The following is a 16,440-nucleotide window of genomic DNA, read 5'->3' as shown; positions in this document are numbered from 1 at the left end:
AGGCAATAAGGCAGAACGATTCCGTGACTTAGTCGGCACATTTGAGCGCAGACGTCAGCGACTGGCGAGCGTCAACACCCGGTCAATGTAGGCAGCGCCGTCAAACGGCAGGCCGGTTCGCTGGGAAGTCCAGACCATTTCGCCCAAGGCCTCCATGACCTCGTGTTGAGCATCGTGCAGGGAATTGCGCCGTTGTGACAAGCGCTGCACAGCCGCGCGGATGCCCGGCGGTTGGTCGATGCTCACCTGCTCGGTGATGGACAGGTGCATGGACAAGTGCAGAAAAGGATTGGTCCGACCGCCTTCCACCGCGTACACCGCCTTGACCGCCGCTTCGGCGTCTGCCAGGTCGGCGTGGTATTCAGGATGCTGGGCCACCCAGTCGGTGGCCTGCACCTCGATAGGGGTCAGAACCTGCCCCGCCTGCTGCTTGGCCCAAGCCTCGCAGAAAAACCGACGGACCTGGTCCTGACTAGGGGCGAACATGATGGGTCAGACCTGATCAAACGGCCAACAGATCGACCTCGAACAGCAAGGTCGCATTGGGCGGGATCACACCACCTGCGCCGCGGGCACCATAGCCCAGTTCAGGCGGGATGACCAAGGTGCGCGTGCCGCCCACCTTCATGCCTTGCACGCCCTCGTCCCAGCCACGGATCACATGGCCTGCGCCGAGGGGGAACTCGAAAGGATCGTTGCGATCCTTGCTGGAATCGAACTTGGCGCCCTTGACGCCGCCTTCGTACAACCAACCCGTGTAATGCACGGAAACGTAGGTACCGGCCTGAGCAACTGCGCCCTCGCCTTCAACGGTGTCTTCATATTGCAGGCCGGATGCGGTCGTGGGCATGGCAGAGTCCTTCCAGGTCAGGGTAGATGAGCAAACAGGGGAGCTAGTCTACCAAGCCAACAAGGCGAAATCAGCCATTCATCGGACGACGTCGAACATTCCAGCCCACCACACCCAAGCCAGCCAACAACAACGCCACGGTTTCAGGCTCAGGGACTGCCGACGGGGTGAGGATGAAGGCGTGGAATTCGCCAAAGATCCGGCCATGGCCAATGATCTGGCCGCTGTCATTGATGCCCGTGGCATCGCCCAGCACCCAGCCTTGGGCGTCGGCGGGGTCGATCAGGTCGTTCAAATCCAGCATGACGCCATCTTTGTACAAGAAGGCGTGCACGGCACCCGTGCCGATGTTGGCCGAACCGACCACATGACCGAACTCATTGATGGCGGCCGCGCCGCTGGTGTTGCCGCCGGCCAATGTGCCCAGATCAAGCAGACCACCAGCCGTTGAAATGAAGGAGCGGTACTCGCCCAGGGCGTTGGTGGCCGTGCCGGCCACTTGCCCGGCTTCGTTGATCGCATAGCCATAGCTGTTGCGACCGCCAGGCAGCGTGCCCAAGTCGACCATGTTGCCGTTGCTGTAGATGAACGCGTGGTTGTCGCCCAAAGCGTCCGTGCCAAAGCCGGTGATCTTTCCGTTATTGCTGATGTCGTTCGCGATGCTGGAATCACCGCCGGGCAAAACGCCCAGTTCGGTCAGGCCGCTGCCATTGGAAATGAAAGCACGCTGCTTTCCTGCCGCATTGGAAGCGTGGCCCACCACCTGGCCCGAATTGTTGATGGCGCGCGCATGGCTGTCGATTCCACCAGGCAAAACGCCCAAATTGGTGAGTTGTCCATTGCGGTACAAGAACGCACGCGCCTCACCGAAATCCTTGTTGGAAAAGCCAACCACATCGCCCTGGTCATTGATGGAAATGCCATGGCTGTAGCTGTAGCCACCGGGCAAGGTGCCCAGATCGACCAAACCACTGGTGGATTGCATGAATGCGTGCTCGCCAATGGACACCTCGGACCAGCCCGTGACTTGTCCTTGGTTATTGATGGCGCTTCCGTGGCTTGAGAACCCGCCGGGCAAGGTTCCAAGGTCGGTCAAGGTGTATTTCAGCGCATGAGCGGAACCGGCCCCCAGTGTCAGGGCCATCGACAAACATGCTGCGGCTGGACTCAAACGTTTCATTTCCACTTCCTAATTTGGCGCTTCACGGCGATTAATGCCGCTTAAGCTGCATTTTTCTACACAATACAATAAGAACGCCGTGGTTTTGCATTGTGCTTCAGCCTCCCCGCCAAAAAGAAGTTCGCTTTTAGGGGTTGTCAAATGGACATCAATTGGCGCACACCATCGGCTTCCATGTCGGCGCCCCGGCCGCGCTTGATGATTTCGCCCCTTTCCATGACCAGGTACTGGTCGGCCAGCTCCGCCGCGAAATCGTAAAACTGCTCCACCAGCACCACGGCCATCTTCTGGCCGTTCAGGCCTTCGTCGGCCAGCTTGCGGATGGCGCGGCCGATGTCCTTGATGATGCTGGGCTGGATGCCTTCGGTGGGCTCGTCCAGGATCAGCAGCTTGGGGCCGGCCGCCAAAGCGCGGGCGATGGCCAATTGCTGCTGCTGGCCACCGGACAGGTCACCGCCACGGCGGTGCAGCATCTGCTTGAGCACCGGGAAGAGTTCGAACAATTGCTCGGGCAAAGGCGTGCCGCCGGATTTGCTGGCCAGGCCCATCTGCAGGTTTTCCTCGACCGTGAGGCGGCCAAAGATTTCGCGGCCTTGCGGCACATAGCCCACGCCCAGGCGCACGCGCTCGTAGGGCTTGAGCTTGTCGATGGGCTGGCCGTCCAGCTTGATCGAGCCGGACTTGATGGACACCACGCCCATCAGGCTTTTCAGCAAGGTGGTCTTGCCCACACCATTGCGGCCCAGCACCACAGTGACCTCGCCCAGCTTGGCCTCGAAGCCCAGGCCGCGCAGGATGTGGGAGCCGCCGTAGTATTGATTGACTTGTTCGACGTTCAGCATGATTGATCAGCGACCCAAATAGACTTCAACGACTTTGTCATTGGCCTGCACATCGGCCAGCGTGCCTTCGGCCAGCACCGAACCCTCGTGCAGCACCGTCACCTTCTTCTTGGCGGCGTTCTTGCCTTGCGTGGTCAGTTCGTTGATGAACTTCATGTCGTGCTCCACAACCACGAGCGAGTGCGAGCCTTCTTCTTCCAGCGACAGGAAGAGTTCGGCGGTGCGTTCGGTTTCCTCGTCGGTCATGCCGGCCACAGGCTCATCGAGCAGCAGCAGCTTGGGGTCCTGCATCAGCAACATGCCGATCTCCAGCCATTGCTTCTGACCGTGCGACAGCAGGCCGGCCGTGCGCTGGGCCTGCTCGCGCAGGTGGATCAGCTTGAGCATCTCGCCGATGCGGTCGAGCTGTTCGCTGTTCAGCTTGAAGAACACCGACGAGCGCGCGCGGCGGTCGGCCTTCAGGGCCAGCTCCAGGTTCTCGAACACGCTGAGTTGCTCGAACACCGTGGGCTTCTGGAACTTGCGGCCGATGCCGATGCGGGCGATCTCGTTCTCGCGCATGGCCAGCAGGTCGATGGTTGAACCGAAATAGGCCGTGCCGGCGTCTGGCTTGGTCTTGCCGGTGATCACGTCCATCATCGTGGTCTTGCCCGCGCCGTTGGGGCCGATGATGCAGCGCATCTCGCCGGCCGCGATGTTCAGGCACAGCTTGTTCAGCGCACGGAAGCCATCGAAGCTGACGGTGATGTCGTCCACGTAGAGGATCGAGCCGTGGGCCAGGTCCAGCTCGCCGGGCGTGTGGACGCGGCCATAGCTGGCCTCGCGGCCACCCGACTCGCTCGCCACGGGCAGGCCCTTGGCCTTGTTCAGGGTTTGCACCCCGGCTTCCATCAGATCGGGCGTCATGCCTTGGTCTCCGGTGCGTTTTTGTTGAACAACTTCTTCAGGCCGCCAACGATGCCTTGCGGCAACAGCAGCGTGACCAGGATGAACAGCAGGCCCAGGAAGTACAGCCAGAACTCGGGGTAAGCGACCGTCAGCCAGCTCTTGGCGCCGTTGACGAAGAAGGCGCCAACGATGGGGCCGATCAGCGAGGCACGCCCGCCCACGGCCGTCCAGATGGCCATCTCGATGCCCGCCGCGGCCGACATTTCACCCGGGTTGATGATGCCGACCTGTGGCACGTACAAGGCGCCTGCGATGCCGCACATCACGGCCGACAACGTCCAGATGGCGAGCTTGTAGGCCAGCGGGTTGTAGCCGCAGAACATGACCCGGTTCTCGGCATCGCGGATGGCCTGCAGCACACGGCCGAACTTGGTGTTCACCAGCCATCGAGCCATCAGGTAGAAGCCGACCAGCGTCAAGCCCGTGATGATGAACAGCACCATGCGTGTCGAGGGTTGCTGCAGGGGGATGTTCAGGATGCGCTTGAAATCGGTGAAGCCGTTGTTGCCACCAAAACCAGTTTCATTGCGGAAGAACAGCAGCATGGCCGCGTAGGTCATCGCCTGGGTGATGATCGAAAAGTACACCCCCTTGATGCGCGAGCGGAAGGCGAAGAAGCCGAAGATGAAGGCCAGCAGGCCTGGCACCAGGATCACCAGCAGCATCTGGCCGATGAAAGACTCGCTCCAGGCCCAGTGCCAGGGCACTTCCTTCCAGTCCAGGAAGACCATGAAGTCGGGCAGATCAGACTTGTAGCTGCCGTCGCGGCCGATCTGGCGCATCAGGTACATGCCCATGGCATAGCCGCCCAGCGCAAAGAACAAACCGTGGCCCAGCGACAGGATGCCGGTGTAACCCCAGATCAAATCCATGGCCAGCGCACAGATGGCGTAGCACATGATCTTGGCGACCAGGCCCACGGCGTAATCCGACAGGTGGAAGGCCGAATCGACCGGCACCATCAGGTTGAGCACGGGCACCAGCAGGCAGACCACGATGATGGCCAGCATGACGCCGCTCCAGCCTTTGGCGCCCAGGGCGCTGTGGGGCACGGTGATCTGCGACAGCTTGGGGGATGTAAGAACGGCACTCATGCTTCGGCGCTCCGGCCCTTCATGGCAAACAAACCTTGGGGACGCTTCTGGATGAAGACGACGATGAACATCAGGACCATGATCTTGGCCAGCACCGCACCGGCCCAGCCTTCCAGCAGCTTGTTGAAGATGCCCAGGCCCATCGCGGCGTACACAGTGCCTGCGATCTGGCCGACGCCGCCCAGCACCACCACCATGAACGAGTCCACGATGTAGTTCTGGCCGAGGTCCGGGCCCACATTGCCCACCTGCGACAGCGCGCAACCCGCCAGGCCGGCGATGCCCGCGCCCAACGAGAAGGCCATGGTGTCGATGCGGGCGGTGTTGACGCCCACGCAGGCGGCCATCGGACGGTTCTGCGTCACGCTGCGCACAAAGAGGCCCATGCGCGTCCTGGCGATCAGCAAGGTCATGCCCAGCAACACCAGGCCTGCAAAGGCGATGATGGCGAGGCGGTTGTAGGGCAGCGTGAGGTTGCTCAGCACGTTGAAGCCGCCCGACATCCAGGCCGGGTTCTCGACCTGCACGTTCTGTGCGCCAAACAGGCCGCGCACCGCTTGCATCAGCACCAGGCTGATGCCCCAGGTGGCCAGCAGCGTTTCCAGCGGGCGGCCGTAGAGGAAGCGGATCACGGTGCGCTCCAGCACCGCGCCCACCAGGGCCGCGGCCATGAAGGATGCGGGGATGGCGGCCAGGATGTACCAGTCGAAGGCGCCCGGCAGGTGGCTGCGAAACAGGTTCTGCACGGCGTAGGTGGCATAAGCGCCGATCATCATCAGCTCGCCGTGGGCCATGTTGATCACACCCATCAGGCCATAGGTGATGGCCAGGCCCAGCGCGGCCAGCAGCAGGATCGAACCCAGGCTGATGCCGGTGAAGAGCACGCCAGCGCGGTCGCCCCAGGCCAGGCGGCTGGCGATGGAGTCGAGCGACTTCTGCACCTCAATCTTGACCTGAGGATCGGTTTCGACGCCGTCTTGCAGGCGCTCCATCAGCAGGGCCTTGGTTTCAGGATCGGCGCTGGCAGCCAGTTCCTGCGCGGCTTCGATGCGCTTGGCGGCATCAGTGCCACTGAGCAGTGCCTTGGCGCGCAGGTTCTGCAGCTGCGTCTTGAGTTGGGGATCGGACTCCGAAGCCAAGGCCTTGTCGATCATCGGCAGCTTGGCCTCGTCTACGCTCTGCGCGATGGTCTTGATGGCCTCAGCGCGCACGGCCACGTCTGGCGAGAGCAGCTTGCCCACGGCCAGCACCGCTTCCAGCTCGCCGCTCATGCGGCCATTGTTGGTGACGTCTTCAGCATCTTCGGGCAAGGTAGTGGGCTGGCCGGTGGCGGCGTCCAGCACCTTGTCGTCTTCGAGGATGTAGGTTTTGTCGCCCGAAACCTTGACGCTGTCGTTCAAAAGCGCCTGGACCAGGATGGGCAGGCGCGCGTCGTTCTTGGGGATCAGCTTTTGCAAGGCCTGGATGCGGGCGTCGTTGTCGCCAGCCGAGACCGCGTGGGCTTCTTCCGGCGTCAAGGCGTGCGCCGGGCTTGTCAGGCAGCCGAGGGTGACCAGCATGGCCAGGCTCAGCGTGCGTGCTGCGTCGAATCGTTTCACAGCGTGTTCCAGTCGTTTTTTGAGTAAGGTGCGGCCAATAAAAGCGCCCCGTTGGGTGACCCCCCAACGGGGCGAACCGCTCTGCTTCGAAAATCAACCCGCCATCCGCATGAATGGCGGAACCAAGGATCACTTGGTTTCTGGCTCGTCCTTCTTCACGTCGTTGCCGGCGATGTAGGGGCTCCAGGGTTGGGCCTTGATCGGGCCAGGGGTCTTCCAGACCACCTTGAACTGGCCGTCGGCCTTGATTTCACCGATGAACACGGGCTTGTGCAAGTGGTGGTTCTTGGCGTCCATCGTGGAGGTGAAGCCACCGGGCGCCTTGAAGGTCTGGCCGGCCATGGCGGCGATGACCTTGTCGGTGTCCGTGCTGCCGGCCTTCTTGACGGCCTGGGCCCACATGTTGATGCCGATGTAGGTGGCTTCCATCGGGTCATTCGTCAGGGGCTTGTCCTTGTGGCCAGCGATGTTCTTGGCCTTGGCGTAGGCGGACCACTTCTTGATGAACTCGGCGTTGGTCGGGTTCTTGATGCTCATGAAGTAGTTCCAGGCGGCCAGGTGGCCGACCAGGGGCTTGGTGTCCACGCCGCGCAGTTCTTCTTCACCGACCGAGAAGGCCACGACGGGCACGTCCGACGCCTTCAGGCCCTGGTTGCCCAGCTCCTTGTAGAAAGGCACGTTCGAATCGCCATTGATGGTCGAGACCACGGCCGTCTTCTTGCCGCTGGAGGCGAACTTCTTGATGTTGGCGATGATGGTCTGGTAGTCCGAGTGACCGAAGGGGGTGTACTCCTCCATGATGTCCTCGTCCTTCACGCCCTTGGATTTCAGGAAGGCGCGCAGGATCTTGTTCGTGGTGCGGGGATAGACGTAGTCGGTGCCCAGCAGCACGAAGCGCTTGGCGCTGCCGCCGTCCTTGCTCATCAGGTATTCAACGGCGGGAATGGCTTGCTGGTTGGGCGCAGCGCCGGTGTAGAACACGTTCTTTTCCAGCTCTTCACCCTCGTACTGCACGGGGTAGAACAGCACGCTGTTGAGTTCCTTGAACACTGGCAGCACCGACTTGCGGCTCACCGAGGTCCAGCAGCCGAAGGTCACGGCAACCTTGTCCTGGCTGATCAGTTGCTTGGCCTTTTCGGCGAACAGGGGCCAGTTGGACGCAGGGTCAACGACCACGGGTTCCAGCTTCTTGCCCAGCAGGCCGCCCTTGGCGTTGATTTCATCGATGGTCATCAGGGCGACGTCCTTCAGGACGGTTTCCGAGATGGCCATGGTGCCCGACAGCGAATGCAGCACACCGACCTTGATCGTGTCGGCGGCATGGGCCAGGGAACCGACGAGCAGGCCGGCCACGCCCAAAGCGACGGCCGTCAGCGATTGGGTGGCATTGCGACGAGAGATGTTCATGGATGAAGCTCCTGGTAGACACAAGTGGGGTTAGGAAATCAGTGAACCCAGTGTGCCGAGCCGCCTGTTTTCCAGGAATACGCCACATGGCGTATCGGCGGCCAGATCGTGGCGTGTGAGAGACTGCCCGCACCGTGTCGAAGCAGTCCCCCTCCCTCCACAAGAACAGGCAAACGCTGTCGCTGAGCCTGGACTCGCCCCTGCTCCAGAGCTGCATGCGCCGCGATGACCCGACCGCGCTGATCCTGGATTACACCCGCGCCATGATGGGATTCCTGCCGTTCAACCCAAGCCCACGCTCCATCTTGATGATTGGCTTGGGCGGGGGATCAGTGCCCAAGTATTGCCACCAGCACCTGCCGGACACCGACATCACCACGGTCGAGATCAGCGCAGAGGTGATCGCCCTGCGCGATGAGTTCATGATCCCGGCAGACAGCGAGCGCTTCAGGGTGATCTGCGCCGATGGGGCGGCTTTTGTGGCCCAGGCCACGCAGTGCCATGACGTGCTGATGGTGGATGGCTTCACGGGCGAAGGCCAGCCCGAAGCCTTGTGCTCACGCGCCTTCTATGACGCCTGCAGGGCGGCGTTGACCGATGAAGGCCTGTTGGTGGTCAACCTGCACGCCGAGATGCCGCGCTGTGGCGAATTGACCCAGCGCATTGAGCGCTGTTTTGGCGGCCACGCGGTCTCGGTGGCCACCGACGATGGCGACAACCGCGTGGTGCTGGCCGGCTCGGGCACGGCCTTGGCCCGCACCGCCAGGGCATTTGAGCAATGCTGGGCATCGTTGTCACCAGCCCATCAGAAAACCCTGGGCGCGTGCTCCACGCGCATCGAGCGCGCGCTGATCAAACGGTATCCGGTGGCCTGACTCAGCCGTCCACCACCATGGGTTCGCCATCCGGTGGGGTGAACAGGACCACGCCCTTGTCCACCGAGAAATAACCGATGTCATAAGAGCGGCGAAGCCGGCGCTGCGTCTTGCCAAAAGCCAGGTCCACCGCGCCCGACAGACCCGCGCCAATCTCGACACGTGCGTTGCCGAACAAAGCCATTTGCTTTTCCAGCTCGTCTTTGCGCACGAGCAGCAAACCCAGCGCCTGCAAAGCCTGCGCCCAGGTGGACCGCACCCTCTCCAGCACCCCGGTCTTGTCGCCTTGGCGGGTCAGGTGCTGAACGAGTTTGCTGAGGTTTTCTTCCTCCTGGTTTTGCTTGGCGATCAGGCCCAACACCTCCTGGTACTGGGCCTCCAGCACCGGGTTGACGCCCACCAGCACCTGGGTGACCATGCTGGCAGGATCACCCAGCAGGGGCACCCTGATCAGCATCATGGCGCGGGCAGAGCCGCCCACCAGGCGCCCACGCTGCGGTGATTGCGTGCCCACGATGATCTGGTTGCCGGCCTGCAACTGGCTTTGCAGCGCCATGCTGTCGATGGCGATGCCGACACCGGCATCCACGCTGGCATGCTCTACAAACCGGGCCGAGACCGAATCGCCTGCACGCGCGCTGGCCAGGGCGATGATGCCGCCCCCCACCTTGATGCTGCCACCGGCCTCCAGGTGCCCACCGTCCACAGTCCCGGTCACGATGATGTCGCCGCTGGCCTGCACTTTCATGCCGGTGAGCACGTCGCCTTCGACATGCACCGTGCCGTCGAAAGCGATGTTGCCCGACGCCATGCTGGCACCTTTGAAAAACACCACCTTCTCGACCATGACGCCATCACCGACGCGCACCGGCTGCCCCTTGAACACCGCGCGCAGCAGCCTCGGGTCTTGGGCATCGACTTGCGCGCCAGGCAGGTCGGCCGCAAAAGCCACCGGTTGGCCACGCGCCGGCTCCAGCACTTCGGCGCGGATGTTGCGCCCCAGAAACCCCACGGTCTCGGGGATGATCCTCATCAAGGCCTGGTCGGCCTCGACCACCGGGATGTCGCCCAGCTCCCGGAAGTCGATCAAGCCGTTCTCGCCCACCTTCGGGCTGCGATCGCGCGTGACATCGACCAGCATCTCGAAGCGGGCGTCTTCGCCATTGCGGGCGGGTTTGCCTTGGGCCACCAACACCCGGCTGACTTCGGCCGACGCACAGGCTTGTTGCAAGGCGGCATCGTCAACGCCAAACAGCACGCCACCCTGGGCCAGGGCCTGGACCATGTCGCTCACGTTCAGAGGGCTGCCGCCTTGTGCCGGCGTGACCGTCACCCAGGCGCTCATGGCATCGGGCGCTATCTCCAGCTCGAAACGGGCGTCTCGCGGCTCGGCGACAGGGAGTTGGAAGGTCTCCTCGCTGGCGGAGCGGCTCGCGGCCTGCTGCAGTTGATCGCCCAGCAAGAACCAGTGAGCATGCCCGGCTTGGCTGATCAAATCCCTGGCCACCTCGACGGTCAAAGCGGGACGGTCAGGCATAGGCCGGTGGTGCAACCAGAGTTGCCCTTTGGCTTCGATCAGATCAACACCGGGAAAACCCGACATCCGCAGCCCTTTCCAGTCGGGACGAGGTCCCAGGCGTCAGTGCAGATCAGTGTAGCCAGCAGAGTTGAACTGGCCGTAGCAGAAAGACCCTTCTGCGGTCAATTGATCACGACTTGCCTGCGCATGAGGGGCGCTCAGCGCATTTTCAGTTGGCCCACGCGGCTCATGGCGAGGCCAGCCGCCGCGGTGCGGGTCTCAACGCCGAGCTTGGCGAACACGTGTTCCAGCTGCTTTTTGACCGTGGCCGGGCTGGTGCCCAGGATGTCGCCGATGTCGCGGTTGGTCTTGCCTTTGACCACCCAATAAAGCACCTCGCCTTCGCGGGCCGTGAGTTTGAGCTCCTGGGTCAAGGCCTCAATCGCCGCTTCGTCTGAAGTCTCTCGCATCACCAGCAACCAGTTGTCGTCGCCCGTGGGTTCGTGCAAGGCAAAGCTCAGGCGCCGGCCACCTTGCTGCACCAGCCAGGATGGTGGCGGCTTGCCCGTGGCCATGTCGGCCAAAGCGCTGGGCGTGACCTGGCGCAGCCACGCCACCAGCTCATCGGGCGCCACGGTCTCGGGCGTCTCGAAGTACTGCTGCAAGAGCTTGCGCGCCAAGGGCGTCTGCCACATCACGCGGCCATCAGACAAGCGCACCGTCATCGATGCGTGGCCAAAAGCGTCCAGGGCATTGCGGGCCTGGCGCGCCTGCCGGGCGCTGGCCATGTGAGAAACGATGCGTGCCAGCACTTCTCGAGGCCGGATCGGCTTGGTGACGTAGTCCACGCCACCAGCGTCGAAGGCGGCCACCACGTGCTCGGTCTCGGTGAGGCCAGTCATGAAGACGATGGGGATGTGGCTGGTTTCGGGCTGCGCCTTCAGGCGGCGCGCCACTTCAAAACCGTCCATGCCGGGCATCAGGGCGTCCAGCAGGATGATGTCGGGCACCGACTGGCTGGCGCGCTGCAAGGCCGCTTCGCCATGCGTGGCCACCAGCACCGTGTAGCCCGCCTCGTCCAGCGCGTCGTGCAAGAGCGAGAGGTTGTCGGGCACGTCATCGACGATGAGCACGACGTCGGTGCGGCTGCGGTCGAGTCGGTCAAGCATCGGGATCATGGGCGCGATTGTGCATGGAACTGCACCAGCGCCCGCTTGACGGCATCGGCCAAGGCGTCCAGCTGGAACTGTCTGGCCAGGTGGCGCATGTTTTGAACAAAGGCTTCGCATTGGGGTTCGGCCGCCGCGATCTGGTCCAGTGTTTTGTGCACACCGCGCACGTAGCCCGCGTCGATCAGTTCTTCCAGGCTTTGCAAGGCCTTGAGCGATGGCAGCACCTGCATGCCATCGCCCGCGGCACTTTGTGCAGCCGCCTCCAGCATGGGCGTGCCAATGGTGGGGCGCTGCGCTTCGATCCATTGCAGAGTCAGCCGCCGGCCCAGCCAATCCAGCAATTCCGCCTTGCGCACGGGCTTGACGATGAAATCTTCGAAGGCGATGCCCACGTCATTGTCCATGCCCTTGTCAAAGGCATTGGCCGACACGATGGCGATCGGCGCGCGGCTCAAGCCTTCCTGCTTGATCGTGCGGATCGTGGTCCAGCCGTCGATGCCCGGCATGGCGAGGTCCATCAGCACCGCATGGGGCTCTTGCGCCTGCGGGCAACTGCGCAACAGGGCCAAGCACTCGACACCGGAGGCAAGCGGGGTGACGTCAAAGCCCAAAGGCTCCAGGATGCGCACCAGCAAGCCACGGTCGGCCTCTTCATTGTCCACCACCCAGACGCGGCGGCGGTCGCCCACATAGCCGGTGCGCACGCCCAAGGGCACCGAGCGGTCGGCCTGCGTGAGCCGCACCTGCGGCAGGAACAGGCGAATGCGGAACACCGTGCCCTGCCCCTCCACACTGCTGACCTTCATCTCGCCGCCCATCAGGTCGGTGAGCATCTTGCTGATGGTCAGCCCCAGGCCGGTGCCCGCCACCGATGAGCCCGCCACGGAAGATCCACGAGCAAAAGGCTCGAAGACCCGCTCCAGCTCGTCGATGGGGATGCCCGGCCCGGTGTCGATGACCTCGACCAAGGCAATCTCGCGCGCATAGCTGACACGGAATTTCACGCCGCCTTGCGAGGTGAACTTCACCGCGTTGCCCAGCACATTGAACAGGATCTGGCGCACGCGGCGCTCGTCCGCCCGCACCACCTCAGGCAAGGCCGCGTCCAGCTCCACTTCAAAGCTCAGGCCCTTGCTCAAGGCCTGAGGTTGCAGCATGTTGATGATCTGTTGCAGGGACTCGAACAGGCGCATGGGCTTGACGTCCAGCGTCAGCTTGCCACTTTCGATGCGGGCGATGTCCAGGGTGCCCTCAATCAAGGACAGCAAATGGTCTCCTCCGCGCTTGATCACCTCCACCCCATGCCTGGCGTGCTCGGGCAGGCGCTGGTCCTCGTCCAGCAACTGCGCGTAGCCCAGGATGCTGTTGAGCGGTGTGCGCAGCTCGTGGCTGATGGTCGAGATGTAGCGGCTCTTGGCCTGATTGGCCTGCTCGGCGGTGCGCTTGGCCTGCTGCAGTTTTTCGTCGGTGCGTCGGTGCAGCTCCACCTCGCGCACCAGCAGGTGAGTCTGGCGGTTGGACTCTTCTTGCGCCACCTTGCGGCTTTTGTGCGCCAGCACCAGCCACCAGCCCACCACCCCCGAGATCACCAACAGCACGGCAAACACCTTGAGGAAACCGCTCTGCAGCGCATCGGTCAAGCCTGCAGTAGCCGGTTGGTCCAAAGCGCGCAACTCGTGGTTGAAGATCAGGGCGAACAGCAGCGCCAGCGCGGGCACCAAGCCACCCATCAACAGCATGAAATGGCCAAGCTCGGTGTCCAGACGTTGCCAGACAAAGGCCGGCAGCAGCTTTTCCCCCACGGCCCGCCACTGCACCGACCAGCGCGCTTCCGGTTTGCACAGATCATGGCAGCGCGCATCCAGCGAGCAGCACAGCGAGCAGATGAAGCCCTGGTAGGCCGGGCAATGGGCCATGTCCTCGCCTTCATACTCGCGCTCGCACACCGTGCAGCGGTAAACGCCCTTGGTGCCTTGCCGGGACGGACAGGTTTCGCAACCGGGTGCCTTGAGTTCGGCTTGGCGGGCGATGTAGTAACGCCCCTGGGTGAACCAGGCGATCAGCGGCGAAGTGACCAAAGCCGTGACCAGCGCGATCAAGGCGGAGAAGGCCTGCGCCATCGGCCCCAGCCAGCCCAGGTAGGCCGTCACCGACAGGATGGACGCCGCGCTCATGGCGCCCACGCCCACCGGGTTCACGTCATACAGATAAGCCCGTTTGAACTCGATGCCTTTGGGCGACCAACCCATGGGCTTGTTGATCACCAGGTCGGCCACCACGGCCATCATCCAGGCGATGGCGATGTTGGAATACAGCCCCAGCACGCGCCCCAGGGCCTGGAACACGTTCAGCTCCATCAGCATCAAGGCGATCATGGTGTTGAACACCACCCAGACCACGCGCCCCGGGTGGCTGTGCGTGATGCGCGCGAAGAAGTTGGACCAGGCCAGCGAGCCGGCATAGGCGTTGGTAACGTTGATCTTGAGCTGCGAGATGACCACGAACAGGCAGGTGGCGGCCACCGCCCAGCTCAGATTCGAGAACATCGACTCGTAGGCCAAAAGGTACATCTGATTGGGATCGACCGCGCGGTCGGCCGGTACCGACATGCTCAAAGCCAGGTAGGCCAGCACCGTGCCCCCCAGCATCTTGAGCACGCCCGGAATCACCCAACCCGGCCCGCCCATGAACACACTGAACCACCAGCGCGCCTTGTGCTGGGCCTGCCGCTCGGGCATGAAGCGCAGGTAGTCGGCCTGCTCGCCCATTTGCGTGATCAGGGCCACACCCACCGTCATGGCCGCGCCAAACGACATGAGGTTGAAACCCGGCGCCTGCCCCTGCGCTCCGCCATAGCCCACCAGGTCGCTCAACACATGCGGGTTCGCCTTGAACACGTAGATGTAAGGCAGCACCAGCATCACCAACCACAGCGGTTGCGTCCACACCTGCAATCGGCTGATGACCGTGACCCCGTGCGTGACCAGCGGCACCACCACCACCGCGCAGATCAGGTAGCCCCAGGCGGGTGGGATGTCGAAGGCCAACTCCAGCGCGTAGGCCATGATCGCGGCCTCCAGCGCGAAGAAGATGAAGGTGAAGGTGGCGTAGATCAGCGAGGTGATGGTGGAGCCGATGTAGCCAAAGCCCGCACCGCGCGTCAGCAGGTCCATGTCCACGCCGTGACGGGCCGCGTAAACACTGATCGGCCAGCCGGCCAGCAAGATGATCAAGCCCGTGGCCAGGATGGCCCACAAGGCGTTGATGAAGCCGTGCTCCACCATCAGAGTCGCGCCAACGGCCTCCAGCACCAGAAAGGACGCCGCGCCAAAGGCGGTGTTGGCCACCCGCCATTCGCTCCATTTCCGGAAAGACCGGGGGGTGAAGCGCAGGGCGTAGTCTTCCAGCGTCTCGCTGCCAACCCAGGTGTTGTAGTCGCGCCGCACCTTGACCACGCGTTGCAGGGCCTGGTCTCCCAGCAAATCGGCGGAAGACTCCTCTTCGGCGGCGGGCAGTTCATCAATACGCCGTTCGGCGGCTGGACTCATTTGGCGTGTGTCTTGCATAGTGGGCACTTCATCAACGGCCGCTGCCGCAATTTCGGTGCCGAGAACAACAATGGAACTGACCCCACGAGAGAAAGACAAGCTGCTGATCTTCACGGCAGCCTTGCTGGCCGAGCGGCGCAAGGCCCGAGGTCTCAAGCTGAATTACCCGGAAGCTGTGGCCTTGATCACCGCCGCCATCATGGAAGGCGCCCGCGACGGCAAAACCGTGGCCACCTTGATGAGCGAAGGCAAAACCGTGCTGAGCCGCCATGACGTCATGGACGGCGTGGCCGACATGGTGCCTGAAATACAGGTGGAAGCGACCTTCCCCGATGGCACCAAATTGGTGACAGTGCACCAACCTATCGCCTAAGCGCCTTTCAATCATCTTTTTGCACCATTTAAGTGCAATCAGGCCATCCCTGTTTCAGCCCCGGATCAACGACATGCTCAAACACCTTGCTCACCGCACCATCTTGGCCACTGCTTTTTTGGCGTCTACCGCCGAAGCGCACATGGGGGCTGATGGATTGAGCCACGCCCATGACACCTTGGGCAGCTTCATGGTCGGCATCGCCCACCCCCTGACGGGCCTGGACCACTTAGCCGCCATGGTCAGTGTGGGCTTGTGGAGTGCCTTGAGCCTGGGCGGCAAGACATCGTCAATGGGTGGTCCGGGGCGCCTTTTGTCCGTGCCACTGGCGTTTGCCACCACCTTGTTGTTGGGCGCTTTGATGGCCCTGAACGGCGTCGCATTGCCCGGTGTTGAACCCATGATTGCCGCCTCGCTGCTGGCGCTGGGGCTGCTGGTGGCCGCGCGCATCGAGCTGCCAACCGGCATCGGCGCCGCACTGGTGGCCGGTTTCGCCCTCTTCCACGGGCTGGCGCACGGCCAGGAGCTGGGCGGCCAGGCCGGCACCGCGCTCACCGGCATGGTCTTGAGCACCCTGGTCCTGCACGCAGCCGGCATCGGCCTCGGGCTGGCTTTGCGCCAACACAGCCGCTGGTTGCCCCGCGTCGCAGGCATCGGTGTCGCCACCTTCGGCCTTGGTCTCCTGAGCCCCGCTATCGCTGTCGTGTTCTGAAGGAGCCCACCATGATCCCTGGCGAACTGATCACCGACGGCCCTGACCACGACATCAATCCCGGCCGGCGCACCATCACCCTGGTCGTTGAAAACACGGGCGACCGCCCCATCCAGGTCGGCTCGCACTACCACTTCAGCGAAACCAACGCCGGCCTGCGATTTGACCGGGGCGCTGCCCATGGCATGCGCCTGAACATCGCCTCGGGCACCGCCGTGCGCTTCGAGCCCGGCCAGCAGCGCACCGTTGAACTGGTCGATTACGCCGGCGACCGCATCGTCTATGGATTCCGTGGCCTGACCCAAGGCCCCCTCTGATTTTG

The 16,440-nt window shown here is 63.0% G+C and carries 15 protein-coding genes; 4 read left to right on the top strand and 11 right to left on the bottom strand.

The annotated features are described in order from the left end of the window. Positions 1 to 54: 54 nt before the first annotated feature. The 8 genes from LQ232_RS21815 to urtA all read right to left on the bottom strand — a co-directional run bounded on the left by LQ232_RS21815 (position 55) and on the right by urtA (position 7,919). Positions 55 to 486, bottom strand: a complete 432-nt coding sequence (locus tag LQ232_RS21815) for a DUF1841 family protein (protein WP_230182501.1) — start codon at positions 484 to 486, stop codon at positions 55 to 57. A 16-nt stretch (positions 487 to 502) separates the two neighbouring features. Next, the gene (locus LQ232_RS21810) at positions 503 to 850 is read right to left on the bottom strand and encodes an FKBP-type peptidyl-prolyl cis-trans isomerase (protein WP_230182500.1); all 348 of its coding nucleotides are present in this window, start codon (positions 848 to 850) and stop codon (positions 503 to 505) included. A gap of 70 nt (positions 851 to 920) precedes the next feature. Further along, on the bottom strand, positions 921 to 2,030 hold the full coding sequence (locus LQ232_RS21805) for a PEP-CTERM sorting domain-containing protein (RefSeq protein ID WP_230182499.1): 1,110 nt from the start codon (positions 2,028 to 2,030) through the stop codon (positions 921 to 923). Between the two features lie 137 nt (positions 2,031 to 2,167). After that, complete coding sequence (gene urtE, locus LQ232_RS21800) at positions 2,168 to 2,872, bottom strand: urea ABC transporter ATP-binding subunit UrtE (protein ID WP_230182498.1); 705 nt, start codon at positions 2,870 to 2,872, stop codon at positions 2,168 to 2,170. A 6-nt stretch (positions 2,873 to 2,878) separates the two neighbouring features. Continuing rightward, positions 2,879 to 3,778: an urea ABC transporter ATP-binding protein UrtD gene (gene urtD, locus LQ232_RS21795; protein WP_230182497.1), complete on the bottom strand. Its 900-nt coding sequence runs from the start codon at positions 3,776 to 3,778 to the stop codon at positions 2,879 to 2,881. Then, positions 3,775 to 4,830, bottom strand: coding sequence for an urea ABC transporter permease subunit UrtC (gene urtC, locus LQ232_RS21790; protein ID WP_371820364.1), 1,056 nt, complete (start codon positions 4,828 to 4,830; stop codon positions 3,775 to 3,777). The genes urtD and urtC overlap by 4 nt, the downstream gene beginning before the upstream one ends. A gap of 80 nt (positions 4,831 to 4,910) precedes the next feature. After that, a complete protein-coding gene (gene urtB / locus LQ232_RS21785; protein WP_230182622.1) occupies positions 4,911 to 6,473 on the bottom strand; it encodes an urea ABC transporter permease subunit UrtB in 1,563 nt (520 codons plus the stop codon). A 168-nt stretch (positions 6,474 to 6,641) separates the two neighbouring features. Next, the gene (gene urtA, locus LQ232_RS21780; protein ID WP_230182495.1) at positions 6,642 to 7,919 is read right to left on the bottom strand and encodes an urea ABC transporter substrate-binding protein; all 1,278 of its coding nucleotides are present in this window, start codon (positions 7,917 to 7,919) and stop codon (positions 6,642 to 6,644) included. Between the two features lie 134 nt (positions 7,920 to 8,053). Here urtA and LQ232_RS21775 point away from each other — a divergent pair, with 134 nt between their 5' ends. Further along, positions 8,054 to 8,794 (top strand): fused MFS/spermidine synthase, encoded by a 741-nt coding sequence (locus tag LQ232_RS21775; RefSeq protein WP_230182494.1) that lies wholly within the window; start codon positions 8,054 to 8,056, stop codon positions 8,792 to 8,794. Between the two features lies 1 nt (position 8,795). Here LQ232_RS21775 and LQ232_RS21770 read toward each other — a convergent pair whose 3' ends face one another. The 3 genes from LQ232_RS21770 to LQ232_RS21760 all read right to left on the bottom strand — a co-directional run bounded on the left by LQ232_RS21770 (position 8,796) and on the right by LQ232_RS21760 (position 15,033). Beyond that, positions 8,796 to 10,397 carry a DUF342 domain-containing protein gene (locus LQ232_RS21770; protein WP_230182493.1) on the bottom strand — a complete coding sequence of 534 codons (1,602 nt, stop codon included), beginning with the start codon at positions 10,395 to 10,397 and terminating at the stop codon, positions 8,796 to 8,798. Positions 10,398 to 10,531: 134 nt separating this feature from the next. Continuing rightward, complete coding sequence (locus LQ232_RS21765; RefSeq protein WP_230182492.1) at positions 10,532 to 11,491, bottom strand: response regulator transcription factor; 960 nt, start codon at positions 11,489 to 11,491, stop codon at positions 10,532 to 10,534. Further along, complete coding sequence (locus LQ232_RS21760; protein WP_230182491.1) at positions 11,488 to 15,033, bottom strand: ATP-binding protein; 3,546 nt, start codon at positions 15,031 to 15,033, stop codon at positions 11,488 to 11,490. The genes LQ232_RS21765 and LQ232_RS21760 overlap by 4 nt, the downstream gene beginning before the upstream one ends. Positions 15,034 to 15,103: 70 nt before the next feature. Here LQ232_RS21760 and ureA point away from each other — a divergent pair, with 70 nt between their 5' ends. The 3 genes from ureA (at position 15,104) to LQ232_RS21745 (ending at position 16,435) form a co-directional block, all read left to right on the top strand. Then, positions 15,104 to 15,406 (top strand): urease subunit gamma, encoded by a 303-nt coding sequence (ureA, locus tag LQ232_RS21755; protein WP_230182490.1) that lies wholly within the window; start codon positions 15,104 to 15,106, stop codon positions 15,404 to 15,406. 73 nt (positions 15,407 to 15,479) lie between these two features. After that, a complete protein-coding gene (locus LQ232_RS21750) occupies positions 15,480 to 16,118 on the top strand; it encodes a HupE/UreJ family protein (RefSeq protein ID WP_230182489.1) in 639 nt (212 codons plus the stop codon). An 11-nt stretch (positions 16,119 to 16,129) separates the two neighbouring features. Beyond that, a complete protein-coding gene (locus tag LQ232_RS21745; protein WP_230182488.1) occupies positions 16,130 to 16,435 on the top strand; it encodes an urease subunit beta in 306 nt (101 codons plus the stop codon). Positions 16,436 to 16,440 lie beyond the last annotated feature (5 nt).

It is taken from the genome of Aquabacterium sp. CECT 9606 (assembly GCF_918741295.1).
GTDB lineage: Bacteria > Pseudomonadota > Gammaproteobacteria > Burkholderiales > Burkholderiaceae_C > Aquabacterium.
The sequence above is the reverse complement of the archived record's forward strand: the minus strand, read 5'-3'. Positions and strand labels throughout refer to the sequence as shown.

What these genes read in the sequence shown, in the direction of transcription:
- ureA (WP_230182490.1), top strand. Translation starts at nt 15,104, where the DNA reads ATGGAACTGACCCCACGAGAGAAAGACAAGCTGCTGATCTTCACGGCA.
- LQ232_RS21750 (WP_230182489.1), top strand. Translation starts at nt 15,480, where the DNA reads ATGCTCAAACACCTTGCTCACCGCACCATCTTGGCCACTGCTTTTTTG.
- urtD (WP_230182497.1), bottom strand. Translation starts at nt 3,778, where the DNA reads ATGACGCCCGATCTGATGGAAGCCGGGGTGCAAACCCTGAACAAGGCC.
- LQ232_RS21805 (WP_230182499.1), bottom strand. Translation starts at nt 2,030, where the DNA reads ATGAAACGTTTGAGTCCAGCCGCAGCATGTTTGTCGATGGCCCTGACA.
- urtE (WP_230182498.1), bottom strand. Translation starts at nt 2,872, where the DNA reads ATGCTGAACGTCGAACAAGTCAATCAATACTACGGCGGCTCCCACATC.
- LQ232_RS21815 (WP_230182501.1), bottom strand. Translation starts at nt 486, where the DNA reads ATGTTCGCCCCTAGTCAGGACCAGGTCCGTCGGTTTTTCTGCGAGGCT.
- LQ232_RS21760 (WP_230182491.1), bottom strand. Translation starts at nt 15,033, where the DNA reads ATGAGTCCAGCCGCCGAACGGCGTATTGATGAACTGCCCGCCGCCGAA.
- LQ232_RS21770 (WP_230182493.1), bottom strand. Translation starts at nt 10,397, where the DNA reads ATGTCGGGTTTTCCCGGTGTTGATCTGATCGAAGCCAAAGGGCAACTC.
- urtB (WP_230182622.1), bottom strand. Translation starts at nt 6,473, where the DNA reads ATGCTGGTCACCCTCGGCTGCCTGACAAGCCCGGCGCACGCCTTGACG.
- urtA (WP_230182495.1), bottom strand. Translation starts at nt 7,919, where the DNA reads ATGAACATCTCTCGTCGCAATGCCACCCAATCGCTGACGGCCGTCGCT.
- LQ232_RS21745 (WP_230182488.1), top strand. Translation starts at nt 16,130, where the DNA reads ATGATCCCTGGCGAACTGATCACCGACGGCCCTGACCACGACATCAAT.
- urtC (WP_371820364.1), bottom strand. Translation starts at nt 4,830, where the DNA reads ATGCTGGCCATCATCGTGGTCTGCCTGCTGGTGCCCGTGCTCAACCTG.
- LQ232_RS21810 (WP_230182500.1), bottom strand. Translation starts at nt 850, where the DNA reads ATGCCCACGACCGCATCCGGCCTGCAATATGAAGACACCGTTGAAGGC.
- LQ232_RS21765 (WP_230182492.1), bottom strand. Translation starts at nt 11,491, where the DNA reads ATGATCCCGATGCTTGACCGACTCGACCGCAGCCGCACCGACGTCGTG.